At 63.3% G+C, this 22,941-nt stretch carries 22 protein-coding genes and 3 tRNA genes; 24 read left to right on the top strand and 1 reads right to left on the bottom strand.

The window, feature by feature from the left end:
- The first annotated feature begins 107 nt into the window (after positions 1-107).
- The 10 genes from LKE06_RS03680 (at position 108) to LKE06_RS03635 (ending at position 5,461) form a co-directional block, all read left to right on the top strand.
- Positions 108-180: transfer RNA gene (locus tag LKE06_RS03680), tRNA-Thr, on the top strand.
- 85 nt (positions 181-265) lie between these two features.
- Positions 266-341 (top strand) — tRNA-Met (locus LKE06_RS03675).
- Between the two features lie 42 nt (positions 342-383).
- Positions 384-554 (top strand): 50S ribosomal protein L33, encoded by a 171-nt coding sequence (gene rpmG, locus LKE06_RS03670; protein ID WP_011211653.1) that lies wholly within the window; start codon positions 384-386, stop codon positions 552-554.
- A 187-nt stretch (positions 555-741) separates the two neighbouring features.
- On the top strand, positions 742-1,806 hold the full coding sequence (locus tag LKE06_RS03665) for a fused (3R)-hydroxyacyl-ACP dehydratase subunits HadA/HadB (protein ID WP_227999266.1): 1,065 nt from the start codon (positions 742-744) through the stop codon (positions 1,804-1,806).
- A gap of 230 nt (positions 1,807-2,036) precedes the next feature.
- Positions 2,037-2,109 (top strand) — tRNA-Trp (locus LKE06_RS03660).
- Positions 2,110-2,155: 46 nt separating this feature from the next.
- The gene (secE, locus tag LKE06_RS03655; RefSeq protein ID WP_227997193.1) at positions 2,156-2,548 is read left to right on the top strand and encodes a preprotein translocase subunit SecE; all 393 of its coding nucleotides are present in this window, start codon (positions 2,156-2,158) and stop codon (positions 2,546-2,548) included.
- 121 nt (positions 2,549-2,669) lie between these two features.
- Entirely contained in the window at positions 2,670-3,467 is a 798-nt protein-coding gene (gene nusG / locus LKE06_RS03650; RefSeq protein WP_372477344.1) for a transcription termination/antitermination protein NusG, read from the top strand.
- Positions 3,468-3,521: 54 nt separating this feature from the next.
- Positions 3,522-3,956 carry a 50S ribosomal protein L11 gene (gene rplK, locus LKE06_RS03645; protein WP_227997192.1) on the top strand — a complete coding sequence of 145 codons (435 nt, stop codon included), beginning with the start codon at positions 3,522-3,524 and terminating at the stop codon, positions 3,954-3,956.
- Between the two features lie 103 nt (positions 3,957-4,059).
- Positions 4,060-4,773 (top strand): 50S ribosomal protein L1, encoded by a 714-nt coding sequence (gene rplA, locus LKE06_RS03640; protein ID WP_227997191.1) that lies wholly within the window; start codon positions 4,060-4,062, stop codon positions 4,771-4,773.
- A gap of 184 nt (positions 4,774-4,957) precedes the next feature.
- A complete protein-coding gene (locus LKE06_RS03635) occupies positions 4,958-5,461 on the top strand; it encodes an NADPH-dependent FMN reductase (RefSeq protein ID WP_308188291.1) in 504 nt (167 codons plus the stop codon).
- 12 nt (positions 5,462-5,473) lie between these two features.
- Here LKE06_RS03635 and LKE06_RS03630 read toward each other — a convergent pair whose 3' ends face one another.
- Positions 5,474-5,692, bottom strand: coding sequence for a hypothetical protein (locus LKE06_RS03630; RefSeq protein WP_372477278.1), 219 nt, complete (start codon positions 5,690-5,692; stop codon positions 5,474-5,476).
- 339 nt (positions 5,693-6,031) lie between these two features.
- Between LKE06_RS03630 and rplJ the strand changes: the two genes are divergently transcribed.
- The 14 genes from rplJ (at position 6,032) to rpoB (ending at position 22,860) form a co-directional block, all read left to right on the top strand.
- Positions 6,032-6,577 (top strand): 50S ribosomal protein L10, encoded by a 546-nt coding sequence (gene rplJ, locus LKE06_RS03625; RefSeq protein ID WP_227997189.1) that lies wholly within the window; start codon positions 6,032-6,034, stop codon positions 6,575-6,577.
- A 65-nt stretch (positions 6,578-6,642) separates the two neighbouring features.
- Complete coding sequence (gene rplL / locus LKE06_RS03620) at positions 6,643-7,023, top strand: 50S ribosomal protein L7/L12 (RefSeq protein ID WP_227997188.1); 381 nt, start codon at positions 6,643-6,645, stop codon at positions 7,021-7,023.
- 258 nt (positions 7,024-7,281) lie between these two features.
- Entirely contained in the window at positions 7,282-8,358 is a 1,077-nt protein-coding gene (locus LKE06_RS03615; protein WP_227997187.1) for an ABC transporter ATP-binding protein, read from the top strand.
- An 11-nt stretch (positions 8,359-8,369) separates the two neighbouring features.
- Positions 8,370-9,164, top strand: a complete 795-nt coding sequence (locus LKE06_RS03610; RefSeq protein ID WP_227997186.1) for an MlaE family ABC transporter permease — start codon at positions 8,370-8,372, stop codon at positions 9,162-9,164.
- A gap of 69 nt (positions 9,165-9,233) precedes the next feature.
- On the top strand, positions 9,234-10,034 hold the full coding sequence (locus LKE06_RS03605; RefSeq protein ID WP_227999264.1) for an MlaE family ABC transporter permease: 801 nt from the start codon (positions 9,234-9,236) through the stop codon (positions 10,032-10,034).
- Positions 10,031-11,380: an MCE family protein gene (locus tag LKE06_RS03600; RefSeq protein WP_227997185.1), complete on the top strand. Its 1,350-nt coding sequence runs from the start codon at positions 10,031-10,033 to the stop codon at positions 11,378-11,380. The genes LKE06_RS03605 and LKE06_RS03600 overlap by 4 nt, the downstream gene beginning before the upstream one ends.
- Positions 11,377-12,453, top strand: coding sequence for an MCE family protein (locus LKE06_RS03595; protein WP_227997184.1), 1,077 nt, complete (start codon positions 11,377-11,379; stop codon positions 12,451-12,453). The genes LKE06_RS03600 and LKE06_RS03595 overlap by 4 nt, the downstream gene beginning before the upstream one ends.
- Positions 12,454-13,473, top strand: a complete 1,020-nt coding sequence (locus LKE06_RS03590) for an MCE family protein (protein ID WP_227997183.1) — start codon at positions 12,454-12,456, stop codon at positions 13,471-13,473.
- A 1-nt stretch (position 13,474) separates the two neighbouring features.
- A complete protein-coding gene (locus tag LKE06_RS03585; RefSeq protein ID WP_227997182.1) occupies positions 13,475-14,743 on the top strand; it encodes an MCE family protein in 1,269 nt (422 codons plus the stop codon).
- A gap of 14 nt (positions 14,744-14,757) precedes the next feature.
- The gene (locus LKE06_RS03580) at positions 14,758-15,981 is read left to right on the top strand and encodes an MCE family protein (RefSeq protein WP_227999263.1); all 1,224 of its coding nucleotides are present in this window, start codon (positions 14,758-14,760) and stop codon (positions 15,979-15,981) included.
- Positions 15,978-17,219, top strand: a complete 1,242-nt coding sequence (locus LKE06_RS03575; RefSeq protein ID WP_227997181.1) for an MCE family protein — start codon at positions 15,978-15,980, stop codon at positions 17,217-17,219. The genes LKE06_RS03580 and LKE06_RS03575 overlap by 4 nt, the downstream gene beginning before the upstream one ends.
- 53 nt (positions 17,220-17,272) lie before the next feature.
- Positions 17,273-18,136 (top strand): hypothetical protein, encoded by an 864-nt coding sequence (locus LKE06_RS03570; RefSeq protein ID WP_227997180.1) that lies wholly within the window; start codon positions 17,273-17,275, stop codon positions 18,134-18,136.
- A gap of 11 nt (positions 18,137-18,147) precedes the next feature.
- Positions 18,148-18,906, top strand: coding sequence for a hypothetical protein (locus LKE06_RS03565; RefSeq protein WP_227997179.1), 759 nt, complete (start codon positions 18,148-18,150; stop codon positions 18,904-18,906).
- A gap of 444 nt (positions 18,907-19,350) precedes the next feature.
- Positions 19,351-22,860, top strand: coding sequence for a DNA-directed RNA polymerase subunit beta (rpoB, locus tag LKE06_RS03560; RefSeq protein ID WP_227997178.1), 3,510 nt, complete (start codon positions 19,351-19,353; stop codon positions 22,858-22,860).
- Positions 22,861-22,941: the final 81 nt, after the last annotated feature.

The following is a 22,941-nucleotide window of genomic DNA, read 5'->3' as shown; positions in this document are numbered from 1 at the left end:
CCGCTCTGACCACCCGGTTTGGAACTGCGACCGGTGAGTGTGTAACCTCGTTCAAGACTTCGCCGCGCCGGAGTCAAGTAGCTGGACCACGGTGCGGAAGTAGTCATGCCCCCTTAGCTCAGTCGGTAGAGCGTTTCCATGGTAAGGAAAAGGTCAACGGTTCGATTCCGTTAGGGGGCTCGCCGGATTGCCGGTGGTGACCGACTCGGCATCGCTATTTTCCACAATTGTGGGGCCGGGCGCGGCACGTAGGCAATGCGACCGTGGCGGTGTAGCTCAGTCGGTAGAGCAAACGACTCATAATCGTTGTGTCGCCGGTTCAAGTCCGGCCATCGCTACCAAAACCGATCAGACCATCTGGTTGACCCGAAAGAAGGAATGTCGTGGCCGCGAAGTCCACCGATGTCCGGCCAAAGATCACCTTGGCCTGCGAGCAGTGCAAGCATCGTAACTACATCACCAAGAAGAACCGGCGCAATGACCCGGATCGGCTGGAACTGAAGAAGTTCTGCCCGAACTGTGGCACGCACCGGGCGCACCGCGAATCCCGCTAGTCCGCTACGCGTGCTTGCTGCCGCGTAGATCGACTCCGGGAGATCGTCTCCCGGTTACTCGGGCCGTGACAACTGCGAGGGCCGGACGAATGTCCGGCCCTGATGCGTTTTGCGGCGCGAATGCGGTGGCGTGGACGCTCCGCCGACTCCGGCAGCGGGGTCAGATAGGTACAGTCCTCCCGTGACAATCAACACCGGTACAGACGAAGCGGTCGGAACGGACGAGATCCTCGATCCGGCGGCACACGCAGCGGCCATGGTCGGTCACCACTATCGCGTCGACGACTACTACGAGGTCGGCCGCGAGAAGGTTCGTGAATACGCCCGCGCCGTGCAGGACTACCACCCGGTGCACTGGGAAGAAGACGTCGCGCAGGAGTACGGCTATGACGGCCTGCTTGCCCCGCTGACCTTTATCTCCCTGGTCGGCATTCTGGCGCAGCGCAAGCTGTTCGAAAATATTGTCACGGGCTATGACCTGAGCCAGATCATGCAGACCGACCAGATCCTGGAATTCCACCGCCCGATCAAGGTCGGCGACCAGTTGGTCTGCGATGTCTACCTGCACTCGTTCCGGCAGGCGTTCGGTGGCGACATCATCGTCACCAAGAACATCGTGACGGCGAACGACGAGCTGGTGCTCACCACTTACACCACGTTGATCGGCCGCAGTGGCGGTGATATCGATCCCAATCTGCAGGGCGCGGTCCGCAATGTGTTGATGCATGGCATCGATGAGGACGCCCCCGGTCACCATCCGCGTACCAAGGTCGACGGCGCGCCCGTTCCGGCGGCTACCGCCCAGGCCGCCGAGATCGTCCCGAGTCGGCGTGCGATCAGCTTCGACGAGGTGACCGTCGGCGACGAGCTACCACCGCGCACCGTCCGTGTGACCCGTGGTGACCTGGTGAACTATGCCGGTGTCTCAGGCGACGCCAACCCGATCCACTGGAGCGACGAAGTCGTCAAGCTCGTCGACCTGGACAATGTGGTCGCGCATGGCATGCTCACCATGGGTCTCGGTGGCGGTTTCGTCACGTCGTGGCTCGGCGATCCCGGTGCCGTCAAGGAGTACAACGTCCGCTTTACCAGCCCCGTCTATGTGGGCACCGAGGAGCCTGCCGAGGTCGAGTTCACGGGTAAAGTGAAGTCGGTCGATCCGGAATCGCGGACTGCTGTCGTCGCGATCGTGGCGAGGTCGCTCGGCAAGAAGATCTTCGGTCGCGCAACCGCTACGGTGCAGCTGGCATAAGCGTCGGTCCACCCTGATTGGCTAATGCCGCGGCCGGTAACGTACACTCAGGTTTCTGGGGTCACCAGCCGTTGCGCGCTGCTCTGTAGGGCTGGTTCCAGACGGTCCGGACGAAGCGACTTCCGAAGGACTGTCACGGGGCCGGCAACTGCCGGAGTAGCGCGCGTTGTGTGACAACAGGACACAACTGAATAAGAACAGTGGCTGGACAGCCATGATCGTCCAGCCGAAGGGGCGTAGCTCAATTGGCAGAGCAGCGGTCTCCAAAACCGCAGGTTGCAGGTTCAAGTCCTGTCGCCCCTGCCCTGGATGCCAGCGACGAAAGGATCGACGTGAGCGAGGCGCACGCATGAGCGACGAGCGGGATACTCGCCGCGGCGCGCATGCGGCCGACGATGGCGACGACACCGCCTCGGTGAGTCGGCCGAGCGGCAAGCGGTCCGCTCGGCGGACACGCAGTGCGTCGTCCGATTCGGGCGCGGTCGCCACGATCGAGCGGCCGTCGTTGCGCAAGGCAACCAAGAAGACCGATCGGGCCGAGCGCAAGACGGGTAACCCGTTCAAGCGCTTGATCAAGTTCCTTCGCGAGGTAATCGCGGAACTGCGTAAGGTCATCTGGCCCAACCGGAAACAGATGGTCACCTATACGAGCGTTGTTCTGGTGTTCGTGATTTTTATGGTCGCGTTCATCAGCGGGTTGGATCTGGCGTTCATCAAGGGTGTCAACTGGCTGTTCGGCTAGCACAACGACGCTGATGGCGGTAGCCGATCCCCGGGGCGGACACGGACGGAGCGATTTCCGTCGCGCGCCCGGCCCCGGCACGCAGAGGATGTACGTGACGACACAGGAAGCGAGTGCCCCAGTGAGCACCCCGGAGAACGACACAACCGACGAGTTCCCGGTCGACGACGCCGTGGAGGCAACCTCCGACTCCGTAGAGGAGCCCGCGCAGGTCGATGCTGTGGACGCCGAAGAGACTGTGGACGAATCCGAGCCCGCTGACACAGAGCTCGCGCCGATCGACGCGGAGCCTGCCGATCCCGCCGCTGAGATGAGGGCGGCGCTGCGCCGCGCTCCCGGCGACTGGTACGTCATTCACTCCTACGCGGGCTACGAGAACAAGGTCAAGGCCAACCTCGAGACCCGCGTGCAGAACTTGGACCTGGAGGACTACATCTTCCAGGTCGAGGTGCCGACCGAAGAGGTCACCGAGATCAAGAACGGCCAGCGCAAGCACGTCAACCGCAAGGTGCTGCCCGGCTACATCCTGGTCCGGATGGAACTGAACGACGAGTCGTGGGGCGCCGTGCGCAACACCCCCGGTGTCACCGGATTCGTCGGCGCGACCTCACGGCCTTCGCCGTTGTCCATCGACGACGTGGTGAAGTTCCTGGTGCCCGCCGTGGAGCAGCAGAAGAAGCCTGCTGCCGCCGCTGCCGCCAGCAGCGAGGGCGGCACCGCGGACGTGGTGGCCAAGCCGGTCATCGAGGTCGATTTCGAGGTTGGCGAGTCGGTGACCGTGATGGACGGCCCGTTCGCAACACTGCCCGCCAGCATCTCCGAGGTCAACGCCGAGCAGCAGAAGCTCAAGGTGCTTGTGTCGATCTTCGGTCGCGAGACCCCGGTCGAGCTGGCGTTCACGCAGGTCGCGAAGATCTAGCTGCCCCCTTAAATCTTGCAAAGAGCAAGGAAAACAGACACCTAGGAAAGAAAGATGCCCCCCAAGAAGAAGAAGCTCGCCGGGATCATCAAGCTTCAGATCCAGGCCGGCCAGGCGAACCCCGCCCCTCCGGTGGGCCCCGCGCTCGGTCAGCACGGCGTCAACATCATGGAGTTCTGCAAGGCGTACAACGCCGCGACCGAGTCGCAGCGTGGCAACGTCATTCCGGTCGAGATCTCGGTGTACGAGGACCGGACGTTCGACTTCAAGCTGAAGACCCCGCCCGCCGCCCGGCTGCTGCTCAAGGCCGCCGGTGTTCAGAAGGGTTCGGCCGAGCCGCACAAGACCAAGGTCGCCAAGGTCACCATGGACCAGGTCCGGGAGATCGCCAAGACCAAGGCCGAGGATCTCAACGCCACCGACATCGATCAGGCGGCGAAGATCATCGCGGGTACGGCTCGTTCGATGGGTATCACCGTCGAAGGCTGAGGGTAGCGAAGCCCGTGATCACAAGCGGGCTGACCAGTAGATCGAGTGGGAGGGCCGGCCAGGCCCGATAACCACTTCTGACTCAGAACAAGGACAGAGAAACATGGCAAAACGAAGCAAGGCGTATCTCGCCGCGGCCGAGAAGGTCGATCGCGATCAGTTCTACTCCCCGCTCGCCGCCGCGCGGCTGGCGAAGGAGACCGCTTCCACCAAGACCGACGCGACCGTCGAGGTCGCCGTTCGTCTCGGTGTGGATCCCCGCAAGGCCGACCAGATGGTCCGTGGCACGGTCAACCTGCCGCACGGCACCGGCAAGACCGCCCGCGTCATCGTGTTCGCGGCCGGCGAGAAGGCCGCCGAGGCCGAGGCCGCCGGTGCGGACGCCGTTGGCGCCGAGGATCTGATCGAGCGGATTCAGGGCGGCTGGCTCGATTTCGACGCCGCGATCGCTACCCCGGACCAGATGGCCAAGGTCGGCCGGATCGCGCGTGTCCTCGGACCGCGTGGCCTGATGCCGAACCCGAAGACGGGCACGGTCACCAACGATGTGACCAAGGCCGTCAACGACATCAAGGGCGGCAAGATCAACTTCCGCGTCGACAAGCAGGCCAACCTGCACTTCGTCATCGGCAAGGCGTCCTTCGACGATGCCAAGCTGGTGGAGAACTACGGTGCCGCGCTGGATGAGATCCTGCGCGCCAAGCCGTCGACCGCCAAGGGCCGCTACGTCAAGAAGGTGACGGTCTCGACGAACACCGGACCGGGCATCCCGGTGGACCCGAACCGCACCCGCAACCTCCTCGACGAGGACGCGTAAGCAGCACCTGAGTTGAACCGCAACGGCGGGAACGCGAATCGCGTTCCCGCCGTTGCGGTTTCCCGGAGTCGATAGTGCCGGACTAAAACGCCCGCAGCGGCCGTTGGCCCATGGTGTGACCGTTGTTCTGCTGATCTCGGGAAGTACGCGCAGTGCTTCGACCAATTCGGCCGCGCTGCGCACCGTGCGGGCGATCGCCCCTGGCGGCGTCGAAACCACGTGGTATGACGGCCTGATCGACCTGCCCGCCTTCAGCCCAGACGACGACGGCACCGGCCATCCGTCGGTAGTCGCGCTGCGCGAACAGCTTTCGCGCGCCGACGCCGTGCTGCTGTGCACGCCCGAATACGCGGGAACCCTGCCGGGCAGTTTCAAGAACCTGCTGGACTGGACAGTGGGCACCGGCGATCTCTACGAGAAGCCGACGGCCTTTCTCATCGTGGCGGCGCCGGGTCGCGGCGAAGGGGCCGCCATGACCCTGACGAGCGTGCTCGGCTACGTCGGCGCCGATGTCGACCCGCAGACCTGCGTCAGACTGCCGGTGGCCCGCGACGCCGTCGGACCGGACGGCTGGTCGCCACCGCCGAATTCCGCACCGGCGCGCTCGAAGCGCTCGAACGCCTGGTTCGGCACGCGGCTCGCGTCTGAAACGGCCGCTGCCAATGAGGCCCTCGCCGTACCGGTATGAATCGCAGCTTCTCTATTCGGGCCGATCGTCCAGGGTTTGCGGGGTCCTGCGCCAGCCGAGCAGCACCGAATCGCCCTGCTGCCCGCCCCACGGCAGCAAGATCGCGACGACAAGCGCGCACACGACGACCGCGCCTGCGGCCACCAGTGACGCGGCATGAGAATCCCGCAATGCCGCGATTTTCATCGCCGTGATCAGATTTTCGCGCTGTGCCTCGAAGAATGGCGCCAACCCGAATGGGTGCGGATTCGCCCTTCGGAGGGGTCGTTTTGGCAGATGGTGGGCCTTGCGGGTAGTCTGAACGACAGTTATCGACCAGTTCGATCGCTACCCAATCCGTTCTACCGAAGACCGTTGGTCGCCGTTCCCGCCTGGGTTCGGCCGAAGGTCCGGCAGCCGCCGGCGGCCCACGCAGGGAGATCTGAGGCTGGGAATTGGTCCGAGTTCGCTCGGGTCGATCATCCTATTGCGCCCCGGAACGCTCTGCGTTCGGGGCGTTTGCTTTTTCAGCTGACCCCTGGTGCTTGGTAGTTCGTAATAACGAACCGACACCCAGAGAGGAGGCGAAGTATGGCAAAACCCGAGAAGGTCACTGCGGTCGAAGAGATCGCGGAGCAGTTCAAGAGCTCGACGGCCACCGTTGTCACGGAATACCGTGGCCTGTCGGTCGGCAAGCTCACCGATCTGCGTCGCGCGCTCGGCGCGGGCGCCACGTACTCCGTCGCCAAGAACACCCTGGTCAAGCGTGCGGCCGCGGAAGCGGGCGTCGAAGGACTTGACGACTTGTTCGTCGGACCGACCGCGATCGCCTTCATTCAGGGCGAGCCGGTCGACGCGGCGAAGGCGCTCAAGACCTTCGCCAAGGAAAACAAGGCCCTCATCATCAAGGGCGGGTACATGGACGGCGCTCCGCTGTCCGTGACCGAGGTCGAGAAGATCGCCGATCTCGAGTCCCGCGAGGTGTTGCTGGCCAAGCTGGCCGGCGCCATGAAGGGCAACCTGGCGAAGGCTGCTGGTCTGTTCAACGCTCCCGCATCGCAGGTGGCCCGCCTGGCCGCCGCGCTCGTGGAGAAGAAGCAGGCCGAAGCCGGTGGCGAAACCGCCGCCGCTGAATAACCCACACCGGGTGATTCGCGTGCGGCTCGCCCATCGAGACATCAACTACCGAAAGGAACAACATCATGGCCAACGTTGACGAACTGCTCGAGACCTTCGGCAGCATGACCCTGCTCGAGCTGTCGGACTTCGTGAAGAAGTTCGAGGAGAAGTTCGAGGTCACCGCGGCTGCTCCGGTCGCCGTCGCCGCCGCCGGTGTCGCCGGTGCCCCGGCTGAGGCCGCCGAAGAGCAGGACGAGTTCGACGTCATCCTCGAGGGTGCGGGCGACAAGAAGATCCAGGTCATCAAGGTGGTCCGTGAGATCGTCTCGGGTCTGGGCCTGAAGGAAGCCAAGGACCTGGTCGAGGGTGCCCCGAAGCCGATCCTGGAGAAGGTTGCCAAGGATGCGGCCGAGGCCGCCAAGGCGAAGCTGGAAGAGGCCGGCGCCAAGGTCTCCGTCAAGTAATTCGCGACTTCTCGAATACGAAATAGTCGCCGACGGGCGGTCCCCAGTGGGGGGCCGCCCGTTTGGTTTGTCCGACGCCATGCGAAGGCGGTGCGATTATCTGGAGCGTTGGGAGGGGGTTACTCTTCAGTCAGGTTGGGGTGTGCCGCGACTCGTCCATGGGATACAGTGGCCGAACCCACTGTGACGCGACACACCGCGACAGCCGAATTTCGTGGTACGCCGGTGGGCTGCTCGCTGAGAATTGTGGAGGTTGGCGTGGGCATCGAGGTCAGGACCGAGGGTGTTACGAAGTCTTTCGGCTCGCAGCGGATTTGGCAGGATGTCTCCCTGACGCTGCCCTCGGGTGAGGTCAGTGCCCTACTCGGCCCGTCGGGTACTGGTAAGTCCGTGTTCCTGAAATCTCTCATCGGTCTGCTCCGTCCGGAGCGGGGATCGATCTTCATCGACGGCGTCGATATCACCACCTGCTCGAACAAGGATCTGTACGAGATTCGCAAGCTATTCGGCGTGCTGTTCCAGGACGGCGCGCTGTTCGGCTCTATGAACCTCTTCGACAACGTCGCCTTCCCGCTGCGCGAGCACACGAAGAAGCCGGAATCGGAGGTCAAGAAGATCGTCCTGGAGAAGCTGGAGCTGACCGGTCTGCTCGGGGCCGAAGGCAAGCTGCCTGGTGAGATCTCCGGCGGTATGCGCAAGCGTGCCGGGCTGGCACGCGCACTGGTACTCGATCCGCAGATCATCCTGGTCGACGAGCCCGACTCCGGTCTCGATCCAGTTCGTACCACCTACATCAGCCAGTTGCTGATCGACATCAACGCGCAGATCGACGCGACGATTCTCATCGTCACGCACAACATCAACCTCGCCCGTACGGTGCCCGACAACATCGGCATGTTGTTCAGGCGGAACCTGACCATGTTCGGTCCCCGCGAGGTGCTGCTCACCAGCGACGAGCCGGTCGTGAAGCAGTTCCTGCACGGCAGCATGCTGGGGCCGATCGGCATGAGCGAGGAAAAAGACGAAGCGCAGATGGCGCACGAGCAGGCGATGGTCGACGCCGGCCATCATCACGGCGGCGTCGAGGCCGTCGAGGGCATCTATCCGCAGATGCAGGCGACCCCCGGCATGCCGATCCGGCAGGCAGTGCAGCGCCGCAAGGCGCGGGTGCGCGAGATCCTGCACACCCTCCCGCACGCGGCCCAAGCGGCGATTCGTGAGTCACTTGCGGAGAACGATGACACGCAGGTGATGGCGTATCAGAATGGTGACTGGGGCGGATACCAGGGTGGGTCGTTCGACACTACCGTGCGCCACAACACAACTAGCGGGTAACATCTGCGATCGTGAATTCCAACCTGGCGCGATTGCGGACTCCATTGGAGTCGGGGTTTGCCCAGGCCGGCAATATCTTTGCGCTCTTCCTAGATGTTGTGCGCAAGACGTTCAAACGGCCTTTTCAGTTGCGCGAGTTCATCGAACAGTCGTGGTTCATCGCGAGTGTTTCGATTCTGCCCAGTGCGCTGGTGGCAATCCCGTTCGGCGCAGTTGTTGCGCTTCAGACCGGCTCGCTGATAAAGCAGCTCGGTGCCGAGTCCTTTACCGGCGCAACCAGTGTGCTCGCTACCGTGCAACAGGCCGCCCCGGTCGTCACCGCGCTGATCATCGCGGGTGCCGCCGGGTCGGCGGTGGCCGCGGATCTCGGTTCGCGCACCATTCGTGAGGAGATCGACGCGCTCGAGGTGCTCGGTGTCGACCCGGTGCAAAAGCTGGTCGTGCCACGGGTTCTCGGCATGACGCTGGTGGCGCTGCTGCTCAACGGCCTGGTGTCGGTTGTCGGTATCGCCGGTGGCTATTTCTTCAACGTGCTGTTGCAGGGCGGCACACCGGGCGCCTATCTGGCCTCGTTCTCCGCGCTGGCGCAGCTGCCGGACCTGTGGATCGGTGAGATCAAGGCGCTGGTTTTCGGTCTGATCGCCGGCGTAATCGCCGCGTACAAAGGGTTGCATCCCAAGGGGGGCCCGAAAGGAGTCGGTGACGCGGTGAACCAATCCGTGGTGATCACGTTCCTGGTGTTGTTCTTCGTGAACCTGGTACTCACCCTGGTGTATCTCCAGGTCGTCCCCGCCAAGGGCGCCTGACCGGTGGCCACTTCGTATCGCAACCCGGTCCTGGCCAAGTCCGCCCGCCGGGCGGGTGAAATCGCCCGCATGCCACTGAATGTGATCGATCGCGCGGGCGAGCAGATGTCGTTCTACAGCCGCGCCATCGCCTGGATTCCGCGTACCGCTGTGCACTACCGCAAGGAGGTCATGCGGCTGCTGGCCGAGGTGACCTTCGGGACCGGTGCGCTGGCCGTTATCGGCGGCACCATCGGCGTCATCGTGTTCATGTCCGGCTCGGTCGGTGTCGTGGTCGGCCTGCAAGGCTTCAAGGCGCTCGATGCGCTCGGTAGCTCGGTGTTGACCGGCTTCCTCACCGCCTATATCAATACCCGCGAGATCGCGCCGCTGGTGGCCGCGCTCGCGCTATCGGCAACGGTCGGTTGTGGTTTCACCGCGCAACTCGGTGCCATGAGAATTTCCGAGGAGATCGACGCGCTAGAAGTGATGGCGGTGCCGGGCGTGCCGTTCCTGGTCACCACGCGCGTGATAGCCGGATTCCTCGCGGTTATTCCGCTGTACATCGTGGGTTTGCTCGGTACTTTCCTGGCGTCGCGAATGATCAGTATTTGGTTCAACGGACAATCCAGCGGCTCGTATGACCACTATTTCAGTTTGTTCCTACCACCAGAGGACGTGTTGTATTCGTTCCTCAAGGTGCTGGTATTCGCGTTCGTAATCATTATGGTGCATTGCTATTACGGCTTTCATGCCACCGGCGGACCCGCGGGGGTCGGCGTAGCGGTCGGCCGGGCGGTGCGTGCGGCGATCGTGCTCGTGAATGTGCTCGACTTCTTCCTGAGCCTGGCAATCTGGGGGACCACGACGACAGTGCGGGTTGCCGGATGAGTGCGGTGACAGCTTGGCGCTCCACTGCGAAGCTGCGCGTGCGCATTCTGGGAATTGCCTTCTTCGTGATCTGCGCGCTGTTTCTGTGGAGCACCATCGCGATCTACAACAAGCAATTCGTGAAGACCGTTGACGTCGACCTCATCACCGACAGCGTGGGCAATGCGCTCACCCGCGACGCGGATGTCAAAGTGCGTGGGGTCAATGTCGGTGAGGTCCGGTCGACTCGATCCGAGGGCGGCACCGTCACCCTGGAGCTCGCGCTCGAACCGGATAAGGCCAGCCAGATTCCGGTGAACGCGACGGCGCGGTTGCTGCCGAAGACGCTGTTCGGCGAGCGGTATGTGGATCTGGTGATCCCAGACGAACCCAGCGCGCACCATTTGACCAACGGCGTGACCCTGTACCAGGACATCAGCGGCAACGCGATCGAGATCAGCAAGCTGCTCGACGATCTGCTGCCACTGTTGCAGGCGATTCCGCCGCAGGATCTCGCCGCCACCCTCGGTTCGCTGTCGCAGGCGCTGTCGGGGCAGGGGCTGGCACTTGGTGAGACGTTGGACAAGCTGGACACTATCTTCCGCGAGGTCAATGTGGTGATGCCGGATCTGCAACAGGATCTGGCGAGTTTCGCCGATGTGGCCGCGACCTACTCCGATGCCGCGCCACAGCTGGTCGATGCGTTGAACAACCTGCGCACCACCAACGCGACCATCGTGCAGAAGCGTTCGCAGATCGACACGTTGCTGGCCACGCTGACTCCGTCCGCAGCTAACACCGCCGACTTCCTGATCGCTAACCACGACAACATCATTGATCTGGCCGCCGATTCCCGGCCCGCGCTGGAACTGCTTGCGACCTACTCGCCGACCTACGCCTGTGCGTTGGCGAACTTCGCGAAGATGAAGCCGCGCATCGACAGGCTCTTCGGCAAGGGCACCGACCGTCCCGGCTCCCGGGTGACGATCGAGCTGGTCAATACCCGCGGCAAGTACCTGCCCAACCAGGACGAGCCACGCTGGCTCGACGACCGTGGACCGTGGTGTGTGCCGGAATACCCGCAGGGTGTCGACCCGGGGCAGTACACCGGCGGCCCGAACAATGACGGATCGTATGCGGTGCCGAGCCGTAATCCGGGTGACCAGGTGACCGGACAGCTGGAAGCACCACAATTCGGTGTCTACCCGGCCGGAAGTACACCGACCGCAGCGGGATCGCCCATAGAGCAGCAGACCCTCGGCGCGATCTATGGTGCGGCGAACGGTGTTTCACCTGACCAGGTGCCCGGCTGGGTGACCCGGATCGGGGCGCCCGCATTCCGCGGAAGCGAGGTGAGCGTGCGATGAAACAGAAGCTGCGTGGCGTGGGATCGCCGCTGACCAAGCTGGTCATCTTCGTGCTCGTCACGATTTTCGCAACCACCGTGCTCGGTCTGTCCATCGCGAACTACAGCGGCCGTGGCACCGAGTTCAAGGCCAGTTTCACCGATGTCACGTCGCTCAACGTGGGCGACGACGTGCGCATCGCCGGTGTCCGAGTCGGTACGGTCACCAAGGTCTCGATCGTGGAAAAGCGATTGGCCGAGGTGAAATTCGAACTGTCCGACCGTAATTGGCTGCCCGCCTCCACCACTGCGACCATTCGCTACCGCAACTTGGTCGGCCAGCGCTACATCGCACTCGAGCAGGGAGCGGGCGAACAGGGCCGCAAGATCAACAAGGGCGCGACCATTCCACTGGAGCACACCCGTCCGGCATTGAACCTGACCACCCTGTTCAACGGCTTCCGGCCGCTGTTCCAAACACTCACCGCCGACGATGTGAACAAGTTGTCCTTCGAGATCATCCAGGTGTTCCAGGGCGAACAGGGCACCATCAAGGATCTGGTGGCGAGCACCGCGAGCCTGACCAACAAGATCGCGGACAAGGACGCCGTGATCGGTGAACTCGTGAAGAACCTGACCTCGGTGCTCGACACGATCAATCAGCGCGAGGACAACTTCGATCAGCTGATCGTCAATACCGAAGCACTGGTCAGTGGGCTGGCCGCTGAGCGCGACACGATCGGCCGTTCGGTGACGTCGCTGGGCAATCTGGCTTCGGCCACCGCCGATCTGCTGGTTCCTACCCGCCCCTCGCTCCAAGGTTCGATCGCCGGACTCAACCAGCTCACCGGCACTCTCAACGAGCGTGAGGACGACGTGAACCAGGCACTGACCAACCTGCCGATCAAGATGGAAAAGCTCGGCAGGGCCGGCAGTTACGGCTCGTGGTTCCAGTTCTATCTGTGCGGAATCGACCTTGTCGTCGGACCGGGGTCGGCGGATGCGCCGCAGCTCAACCTGCCGTCCGGATTGCCGACGATCAACCAGCCGCTCTACACCAACGCCGCGCCACGCTGCAGTGGGAAGGGGCGCTAGATGGACGACCGGATCCTGCTCGGCAAGCGCAGCCCCGCGTTCCTCGGTGTGCTCGGCCTGGTGATGGTGCTGTTGGTAACGGTGTCGGCGTTCTTCCTCGACCGGCTGCCGCTTATCGGCGCGGGCACCAAATACACCGCCGAGTTCACCGAAGCGGCCGGGGTCAAGAAGGGGAACGAGGTCCGGATCGCGGGCGTCAAGGTCGGGGCGGTTTCGGACGTGCGGCTGGCTGGTGACCGGGTGCTCATCGACTTCCGTACCAAGGACGCGTGGGTCGGCAACGAGACCACCGCCTCCATCCAGATCAAGACCGTCCTCGGTCAGAAGTATCTGGCGCTGGATCCGAAAGGGGCCGAGCCCGCCGATCCGAGTCAGCGAATCCCGTTGTCGCGCACCGTGTCTCCCTACGACGTCGTAGACGCGTTCAGTGACGCGGCGAAGAACATCGACCAGATCGACACCGCGCAGCTCGCCACCAGCATGCGGGTGCTCTCGGACGCGTTCGAGACGACACCGCCGGAGATCCGCAATTCCATCGATGGTGTGGCAAGGCTCTCGGAAACCCTCGGTAAACGCGACGAGGAACTGAAGCGGATGTTCGCCGCGACCAAACAGACCACCCAGGTTCTCGCGGATCGCAATGCCCAGTTCGAGCGCCTGCTGGCCTCTGGCGGTCAGCTCCTTACCGAACTCAATGTGCGCCAGCAGGCGATCTCGCAGTTGCTCGCCGGCGCCAAGACGGTCGCATCGGAGCTGTCGGCGCTGGTGCACGATAACGAGGAGCAGATCGGCCCGGCCCTGACCAACCTGAAGGCATCCATCGACCTGCTCAACTCCAACCAGCAGAACATTTCCAAGACGCTGGAGCTGGCGGCCCCGTTCTACGGCCTCTACGCCAATGTGCTCGGTACCGGCCGTTGGTTCGATGCGGTGATCGTCAACCTGATTCCGCCGGGTCTGCCGGAGATCCCCGGCGATCGGCCGCCGGTGCGTTCGCTTGGCCCTTTGGAAGGTAACTGACATGGCGGCAAGCTGGCGAAAAGAACCCTTGACCGCTCTACGGTCGTCCGGGCGCGGTACCAAGATCGCCATCGCGCTGGTCGCGGTGGTCGCGGTGGCGGTGGCCGGTGTCCTGTGGTGGTTGTTCGATCGTGCGACGACCACCAAGATCACCGCCTATTTCGATCGTTCCGTCGGTATCTATCAGGGTTCGGACGTGCGCATCCTTGGTGTGCCGGTGGGGTCGGTGGATTCGGTCGATCCGATGGGCGATCAGGTCAGGGTCGTCATGAGTGTGGACCGCAAATACGATGTGCCCGCCGAAGCCAAGGCCGCGCAGATCACCCCGTCGGTGGTTTCCGACCGTTATATCCAGCTGACGCCGGTCTACACCGGTGGGCCGAAGATGGCGCGCACCGCGACCATCCCGCGTGAGCGCACGATGACTCCCGTCGAGGTCGATCAGCTGTACCAGAGCATCACCGAACTGTCGAATGCGCTCGGCCCCAACGGCGCCAACGCCGATGGCGCGGTGAACGATCTCGTGCGTACCTCGGCGGCGAATTTGGCAGGCAACGGAGAAGCGTTGTCCAACAGCCTCACTCAGCTCTCGCACGCGGCACGGTATCTGTCGGACGCGCGCGGAGACATCTTCGACACCGTCAAGAACCTGCAGACCTTCGTGACCATGCTGAGCCAGAACGATGCGCAGGTACGCGAGTTCAATACCCAGCTCGCGGATCTCTCCGGATTCCTCGCCGGTGAACGCCAGAACCTTGGTGAGGCCCTGAATCTGCTCTCGGTCGGCCTCGGCGATGTCGCGAGGTTCATCGACGATAACCGGGACCTGATCGCGGACAACGCGCAGGCGCTGACCCAGCTGACCAAGACCCTCTCCGACAAGCGCGATGATCTGGCCGCCGCGCTGCCGGTTTTGCCGCTGGCGCTGAGCAATCTGATCAATGTGCACAATGGTGAGTCGGGCACGCTTGATATGCGGGCCAATTTCACCGATCTGCAGGACCCGTTCGGAGCGGTATGCAAGATGCTCGACCTGAGCAAGCTGATGCCCGGCGATCCGAAATTCGAGGCGCTCGGCAAGCAGATGCGCCCACTTCTCGATCACTGCAAGGAGATCACCGATCAGATCACCGCGGGTGTGAAGACGCCGTCGCTGATCTTGCCGTTCGGCATTCTCAGCGGTGACAACGAGCAGCGCGCTCCGGTGCCGGGCACCGTTCCTGGGACGCCGTCCGACCAGCTTCCGCCGTCACAGGGAGGTGGCCGGTGAGTATCCGCAACAGAATTCAGCGCAGCGGTGTCGCTGTGGTGTCACTGAGCGCGGTCGGCTTACTGATCGCCTCATGCTCGTCGGATGGCATCTACAGCGTTCCGCTGCCCGGTGGCGCCGATGTCGGCACGCATCCGATGCATATCGACATCCAGTTCGACGATGTGCTCGATCTGGTGCCGCAGTCCGCGGTCAAGGTCGAGGGTGTGCCCGTCGGCCGGGTCGAAGAGATTGTCCTCGGCGCGGACCAGTGGACCGCGAGCGTGCGGACCGTGGTGAATTCCTCGGTCGATCTGCCCACCAACGCGCACGCCGAGGTGAAGCAGACCAATCTGCTCGGCGAGAAATTCATCGAGCTGACCAAACCGACGGCACCGGACCCGGACAAGCTGACCGACGGCTCGGTGATACCGGTCGCCAATACCCGGCACGCCACTGAAATCGAGCAGGTGCTCGGCGCAATGTCATTGCTGCTCAACGGTGGTGGTGTCGCACAACTGCAACCCATCATCACCGAGTTGAACAGGGCGCTCGGTGGTCGTGAGGATCGAGTGCGATCGCTGTTGGAACAGGCGAACACGCTGATCGGCGGGCTCGACGACCAGGTTGACAACATCACTAGGGCCATCGACGGTCTCGCGACGTTGAGCAACCGCGTGGCCGCCCAGAACGGTCAGATCGCCAAGATCCTCGACGAGCTGCCCGAGGGCATCAAGATCCTGAACGAACAACGCCCCCAGCTGATTTCGTTGCTCGCCCAGCTCGATCGGGTCGGCCAGGCCGGTTTCGACGTGCTGGATCGCTCGAAGAACGACCTCATCACCGATCTGCGCGCACTACGTCCGACGCTGCAGGAACTCGGCCGTGCCGCACCCGATCTGGTGACGGCGTTGCCGCTGGTGCCGACCTACCCGTTCCCCGATGCGACGTTGGAGAGCACCTTCGGCGGACAGGTGAATACCTGGCTGTCGGTGGATCAGCAGATCGGTGTCACGTTGAGCAATCTCGGTGTCGGCAAGGGGGATCCGGTGTATATCCCGCCGCTCGGTCCGGAGGTGCCGGTGAATCCGTCGAACCCGTACTACAACGGTAACGGTCCGCGACCCGGCTGGCCGACTGTCTCCATTCTGCCGTTGCCGCCGAATATGGCCATCGCGCCCGCGAACGGCGTTGCGCCGCCGACGGATCCGCTCGGGGCGATTCTCGACCAGCTCGGCATCGGGGGTGCTCCGCGATGAGTCGTCTGGTGCGATACCAGTTGATCGCCTTCATCATGATCGCTGTGGTCGGCGTGGTGTTCGTCGGCGCCAAGTACATTCGCCTCGATCACATGTTCGGTCTCAGCGAATACCGCGTGCAGGTGCAGGCGGCCCGGACCGGCGGCCTCTACAAGGGCGCCGAGGTCACCTATCGCGGTGTCCCGGTCGGACGGGTAGACAATCTCGAACTCACCAATTCCGGTGTGGCGCTTGATCTCGTCATCGATTCCAGCGCGCCGAAGATCCCGGCATCGGCGCACGCCGTCGTCGCGAACCGCTCGGCCATCGGCGAGCAGTACGTCGATCTGCAACCCGATACCGATCAGGGCCCATATCTGCGCGACGGTTCGGTGATCACGTCGGCGACGACACCGGTATCGGTCGAGGAACTTGTCGGGAGCGTGGACACCTTCACCCGCTCGGTCGATCTCACGGCACTGAACACCACCATCACCGAGCTCGGTAAGGCGTTCGATGGCAAGGGTGACGATCTGCGGGTATTCGTCGACTCGCTGAACAAGTTCACCGAGACCTTCCACGAGACGCTGCCGCAGACCATCCAGCTGATCCAGGATGGCCGCATCGCCCTCGGCACACAGGCCGAGCAGTCCGGTGCCATCCGCCAGTTCAGCAATGGCCTCGACCTCCTGACCGCCCAGCTGCGCTCCAGCGACCCGGATCTGCGCAGGCTGATCGGCACCGGCACGGACGCGGGCGCGCAACTCGACGCCCTGCTGAAGGAGAGCGGCACACCGCTTACCGAGGACCTGGCGAACCTGCGGCAGCTGTTTACGGCGATTTCACCCAAGAACTACGCGCTGCGCCCGTTGCTGCAGATGCTGCCACAGCTGTCCATCGGGGCCTCCGCTACCGCGCCGGGCGACGGCACCACCCACTTCGGACTGGTGCTGGAAACCAACAACCCGCCGGCCTGCACCCAGGGCTACGAGGGGACCCAGCAGATCCTCGAGCAGATGAAGCGGGAGAACCCGGACTTCGATGACACGCGTGACGAATTCCCGTTCAATCGGGACGCGAAATGCACCGTGCCGTTTGGGAATCCGACCGCCGTACGCGGTGGCGCGCGGGCCGATCTCGCCGACCCGAGCATCGTGCAGCCGTGGGACGCCAACCCCAAGACCGATCCGGACAAGTTGAACCTGAACCCGATCGCCGTACAGATGGCCACTCTGCTGGGGGTCACACCGAAGCGGTGACCAGGACCGATGCGGCGCAGCCGCAATAATTACCGACGTTAGGGTGTGCAGTCGTGAGTGAGCGCAGCGAGCGAACCCAAGGCACAGCGCCGGGGGACACGACGGAGCCGAGCGTCAGCGAGGTGGAAGTCGTGAGCCCGGATCTTTCCGAACAACAGCCGGAGTCCGCCGCGCCCGATGCCACGGAATCAAGCGCTGCGGCAGCCGCCGATTCCGTTGCCGCGGTGCCGATCGCTGACGCCGTGACCGCCGACTCGTCGGCTACCGCGACGTCGCCGGATTCCGTACCGGCCGGCGAGGCGGCTGATGCGATGGTTCGGCGACCTCCGGCCGCCGTCACCGCGGTAGCCGCGGTCGCGGTGATCATCGCGCTGGCCGTTGCGGCCTGGTTCGGGGCCGGTTGGGTGCGTGCCGCGTACTTCACCGACGGCCCGCGCACCGAAGCGCGCGATGCCGCGCTGACCGATGCTCGTCAGGCCGCGATCAACCTGATGTCGATCAATCCTTCCGACGTGGACGGTTCCATCAAGTTGATCCAGTCGTCGATGAGCGGCCAGTTGCTGGATGAGGCGACCAAGGGGCAGGAACAGCTGCGTACGACGGCCGCCGAGGCCAAGACCAAGCTGGAGTCGAAGGTGCTCGGTGCCTCGCTGACGTCGTTGAACTCCGAGAAGGATCGGGCTTCGGCGCTTGTGGTGCTGCAGGTGACCCGCAGCGTGCCCAATGCCGCCCCGGTCAGCTTCCGGCAGTCCTGGACCTTGGACATGATCAAGGACGGCGACGTCTGGAAGGCGGAGAAAGCGGAATCGCTCGGTCAACCGGTGCCACTGGACGCATCGCAGCCGGGTGAAGCTGCGGGCGCGCCGAGTGCGCCTGCCGCCCCGCTACCCGCGCCCCCCACCAAGCCCGGCTCGTAGGAGGACCGATCATGGCATCCAAACGACCTGTCAACCGGGTCACTCCAAGGAATCGGTCCGCCACCGATCGCGCGGTATCCGGCGCCGGATCGGCGAAGCGGCCTACCACCGCCGCGGTCGAGCAAGTCACGCCCAACCGCAGGCCCACCGGTAACAGCCGTCCCGCGCAGGCGCGTCCCGCCGCTCGACGCCCTCGGGTTGCGGGCGGCACCGGGACGGTAGACCTCGTCAAGTCCGAGTCGCCGGTGCGGTCTGTACCGGCGCGGCGACGGCCGCTTGGCCGGGGCTGGTGGACGGTGATCGCCTGCGTCGTCGCGACGGTGCTGCTCGCCGGTTTCGCGGTGCTCGCGGCCTTTCGGCCCGGTGTGGACGATTCGAATCAGGCGTTCGTGAACACCAAGGCGACCGAGGAAGTGAGCGCCGCCGCGGAGCATGCCCTGCGCACTGTCTTCGCCTATGACGTGACGAAGCTCGACGGCTACAAGGACTCGGTGCGGCAGGTGCTGACCGGGCAGATGCTCACCGATTTCGACAAATATGCCGACACCAATATCGACGCCATCAAACAGGCTCAGACCAGCGCAAATGTAGATGCGAAGCCGATCGGGGTGACCTTGCTCACCAGCGAGCGGGCCGAGTTGCTGGTGAACATGGTGGTGAGCGCGAGCAAGGACGGCGTCGCGCAGGAAAGCGCGTCCGGCCCGGTCGTGCTGCGGATGGAGAAAAAGGACGATCACTGGCTGGCCAGCGACATCGTCGATCGCAACTGAAGCCCAGGCCAAACGGGTGATCTCGCAGTGCGCCAGGCGATCTCGACGGTGCTGCCACTTGACGAGTTTCGCCTGACCCGTCACGCTGTTCACAACAGCGGCAGCTGTCACAGTGGCTCTCAGCGCCCCGTGGCTCCCGACGCAGCCAGCGTTTCGGACCCCGGCGTGCCGACCACCACGGACGCGGCGCGCCGCCGTACATAGAGCCGTTCCGGTGGTACTTTGACACCTCGTTGAGGTGGGCATGTTGACACCCGCCTTTTTGGTGGTGTAGTTTTGGACGTTGCGCTGGCTGCCTCCTGTCCATTCCTCGATTTGCACACGTAAGTTCCACCCTTCCGGTGTTGCTTCCGTTGTTGCCTGTTCGGGTTTCGTTCGGGTCGTAACCAGCGGAATTCGTAGCAGACAAGCGACGGTCGCGGACCACCACGCGACGCGCGTGAGGTGCTGGAAGGACGCATCTTGGCAGTCTCCACCCAGACCAAGGCAGTTGCCGGAATCCCCGGAGCCCCATTGCGGGTGTCTTTCGCGAAGATCCGTGAACCCTTGGAGGTGCCCGGACTTCTCGATCTACAGACAGACTCATTTGCATGGTTGATCGGTTCGCCTTCATGGCGTGAAAAGGCCGCGGCTCGCGGCGACGGCGGGCTAACGGGCGGACTAGAGGAGGTGCTCGAGGAGCTCTCGCCGATCGAGGACTTCTCCGGGTCGATGTCCCTGTCCTTCTCCGATCCGCGCTTCGAAGAGGTCAAGGCCTCCATCGATGAGTGCAAGGACAAAGACATCACCTACGCGGCGCCGTTGTTCGTCACCGCGGAGTTCATCAACAACAACACCGGTGAGATCAAGAGCCAGACGGTCTTCATGGGTGATTTCCCGATGATGACCGACAAGGGCACGTTCATCATCAATGGCACCGAGCGCGTCGTCGTCTCGCAGTTGGTGCGTTCGCCGGGTGTCTACTTCGACCACAGCGTCGACAAGAGCACGGAGAAGGACCTGCACAGCGTGCGCGTCATCCCGAGCCGCGGCGCCTGGCTGGAGTTCGATATCGATAAGCGCGACACCGTCGGTGTGCGTATCGATCGCAAGCGTCGTCAGCCCGTGACAGTCCTGCTGAAGGCACTGGGCTGGACGAACGAGGAGATCGTCGAGCGTTTCGGTTTCTCCGAGATCATGATGTCGACGCTGGAGAAGGACAACACCGCCGGTCAGGACGAGGCGTTGTTGGATATCTACCGCAAGCTGCGTCCGGGTGAGCCGCCGACCAAGGAGTCCGCGCAGACCCTGTTGGAGAACCTGTTCTTCAAGGAGAAGCGCTACGACCTGGCGCGTGTTGGTCGCTACAAGATCAACAAGAAGCTGGGCATCCACCTGGGTGAGCCGATCACCGCATCGGTGCTCACCAAGGAAGATATCGTCACCACGATCGAGTACCTGGTGCGCTTGCACTCGGGTGATCGCGCGATGACCGCGCCTGGTGGTGCCGAGGTTCCGGTTGAGGTTGATGACATCGACCATTTCGGTAATCGTCGCCTGCGCACTGTTGGTGAGCTGATTCAGAATCAGATCCGGGTCGGTTTGTCGCGTATGGAGCGTGTGGTCCGTGAGCGGATGACGACTCAGGATGTCGAGGCGATCACGCCGCAGACCCTGATCAACATCCGCCCCGTCGTCGCGGCGATCAAGGAGTTCTTCGGAACCTCCCAGCTCTCGCAGTTCATGGACCAGAACAACCCGCTGTCGGGGCTGACCCATAAGCGCCGCCTTTCGGCACTCGGCCCGGGTGGTCTGTCGCGTGAGCGTGCCGGCCTGGAAGTCCGTGACGTCCACTCCTCGCACTACGGCCGGATGTGCCCGATCGAGACCCCGGAAGGCCCGAACATCGGCCTGATCGGTTCGCTGTCGGTGTATGCGCGGGTCAATCCGTTCGGCTTTATCGAGACGCCGTACCGCAAGGTGATCGACGGCAAGGTGACCGACGAGGTCAAGTACCTGACCGCCGACGAGGAGGACCGGCACGTCCGTGCGCAGGCCAACTCGCCGGTCGACGCCGAGGGGCGCTTCCTCGAGGAGAAGATCCTCGTGCGCCGCGCCGGTGAAGAGGTCGAGTTCGTGTCGGCCGCTCAGGTCGATTATATGGATGTGTCGCCGCGTCAGATGGTGTCGGTGGCGACGGCGATGATTCCGTTCCTCGAGCATGATGATGCGAATCGTGCCTTGATGGGTGCGAATATGCAGCGTCAGGCTGTGCCGTTGATTCGTTCCGAGTCCCCGATTGTGGGTACCGGTATGGAGTTGCGCGCGGCTGTGGATGCGGGTGATGTGGTTGTTAACGAGAAGTCGGGTGTGGTCGAGGAGGTTTCGGCTGATTACATCACTGTGATGGCTGATGACGGCACTCGTAAGTCTTATCGGATGCGGAAGTTCGCGCGTTCGAATCAGGGCACTTGTGCTAACCAGCGTCCGATTGTGGATGAGGGGCAGCGGGTCGAGCAGGGGCATGTGCTTGCTGATGGTCCGTGCACCGAGAACGGTGAGATGGCGCTGGGCAAGAATTTGCTGGTGGCGATCATGCCGTGGGAGGGCCATAACTACGAGGACGCGATCATTCTGTCGCAGCGCCTGGTGGAGGAGGATGTGCTGACCTCGATTCATATCGAGGAGCATGAGATCGATGCGCGTGATACCAAGCTCGGTGCTGAGGAGATCACGCGGGATATCCCGAATGTTTCCGATGAGGTCCTCGCTGATCTGGATGATCGGGGCATTATTCGGATCGGTGCCGAGGTGCGGGATGGTGACATCCTGGTCGGTAAGGTCACCCCGAAGGGTGAGACCGAGTTGACGCCGGAGGAGCGGTTGCTGCGGGCGATCTTCGGTGAGAAGGCGCGTGAGGTGCGTGATACGTCGCTGAAGGTGCCTCATGGTGAGTCGGGCAAGGTTATCGGTATTCGGGTGTTTTCCCGTGAGGACGATGACGAGTTGCCTCCTGGTGTGAATGAGTTGGTGCGCGTGTATGTGGCGCAGAAACGTAAGATCCAGGATGGTGACAAGCTCGCGGGTCGTCACGGTAACAAGGGTGTTATCGGTAAGATCCTCGCGACCGAGGACATGCCGTTCATGCCTGATGGCACCCCGGTCGATATCATCCTCAACACCCACGGTGTGCCGCGTCGTATGAACATCGGCCAGATCCTGGAAACCCACCTCGGATGGATCGGCAAAGCAGGCTGGGATGTCGGGGCCGACGCGGACGGGGCGAACCGTCCGGATTGGGCCAAGGCGCTGCCGGAAGAGATGTTGGCGGCTCCGTCGGACTCCAACATCGCGACCCCCGTCTTCGACGGTGCCCGCGAAGAGGAGTTGACCGGTCTGCTCGGCGCGACGCTGCCCAACCGCGATGGTGAGCGCATGGTCGACGCGAACGGCAAGTCGGAGCTGTTCGACGGTCGTTCCGGTGAACCGTTCCCGTACCCGGTCGCGGTCGGCTACATGTACATCCTGAAGCTGCACCACCTGGTCGACGACAAGATCCACGCCCGTTCGACCGGCCCGTACTCGATGATCACCCAGCAGCCGCTCGGTGGTAAAGCACAGTTCGGTGGTCAGCGTTTCGGCGAAATGGAGTGCTGGGCCATGCAGGCCTACGGCGCCGCCTACACGCTGCAGGAACTACTCACCATCAAATCCGACGACGTGGTCGGCCGCGTGAAGGTCTACGAGGCGATCGTCAAGGGCGAGAACATTCCGGAGCCGGGCATCCCGGAATCGTTCAAGGTGCTACTCAAGGAACTCCAATCGCTGTGCCTCAACGTCGAGGTGCTGTCTTCCGACGGCGCCGCGATCGAGATGCGCGACGGCGACGACGAGGACCTGGAGCGCGCGGCGGCAAACCTGGGCATCAACCTGTCCAGGAACGAAGCAGCCACCGTCGACGATTTGGCGAACTAGGCGGTCGGCGCGAATGTCGTTCTCCACGAACGGCATTCGCGCCAACAGCGTTTTACCCACTAGTGAACTTTTGCTCGAATT

It is taken from the genome of Nocardia australiensis (assembly GCF_020733705.1).
In the GTDB taxonomy this organism is placed as follows: Bacteria; Actinomycetota; Actinomycetes; order Mycobacteriales; family Mycobacteriaceae; genus Nocardia; species Nocardia australiensis.
Note: the sequence above shows the minus strand (reverse complement) of the source record. Positions and strands in the feature narration are given on the sequence as shown.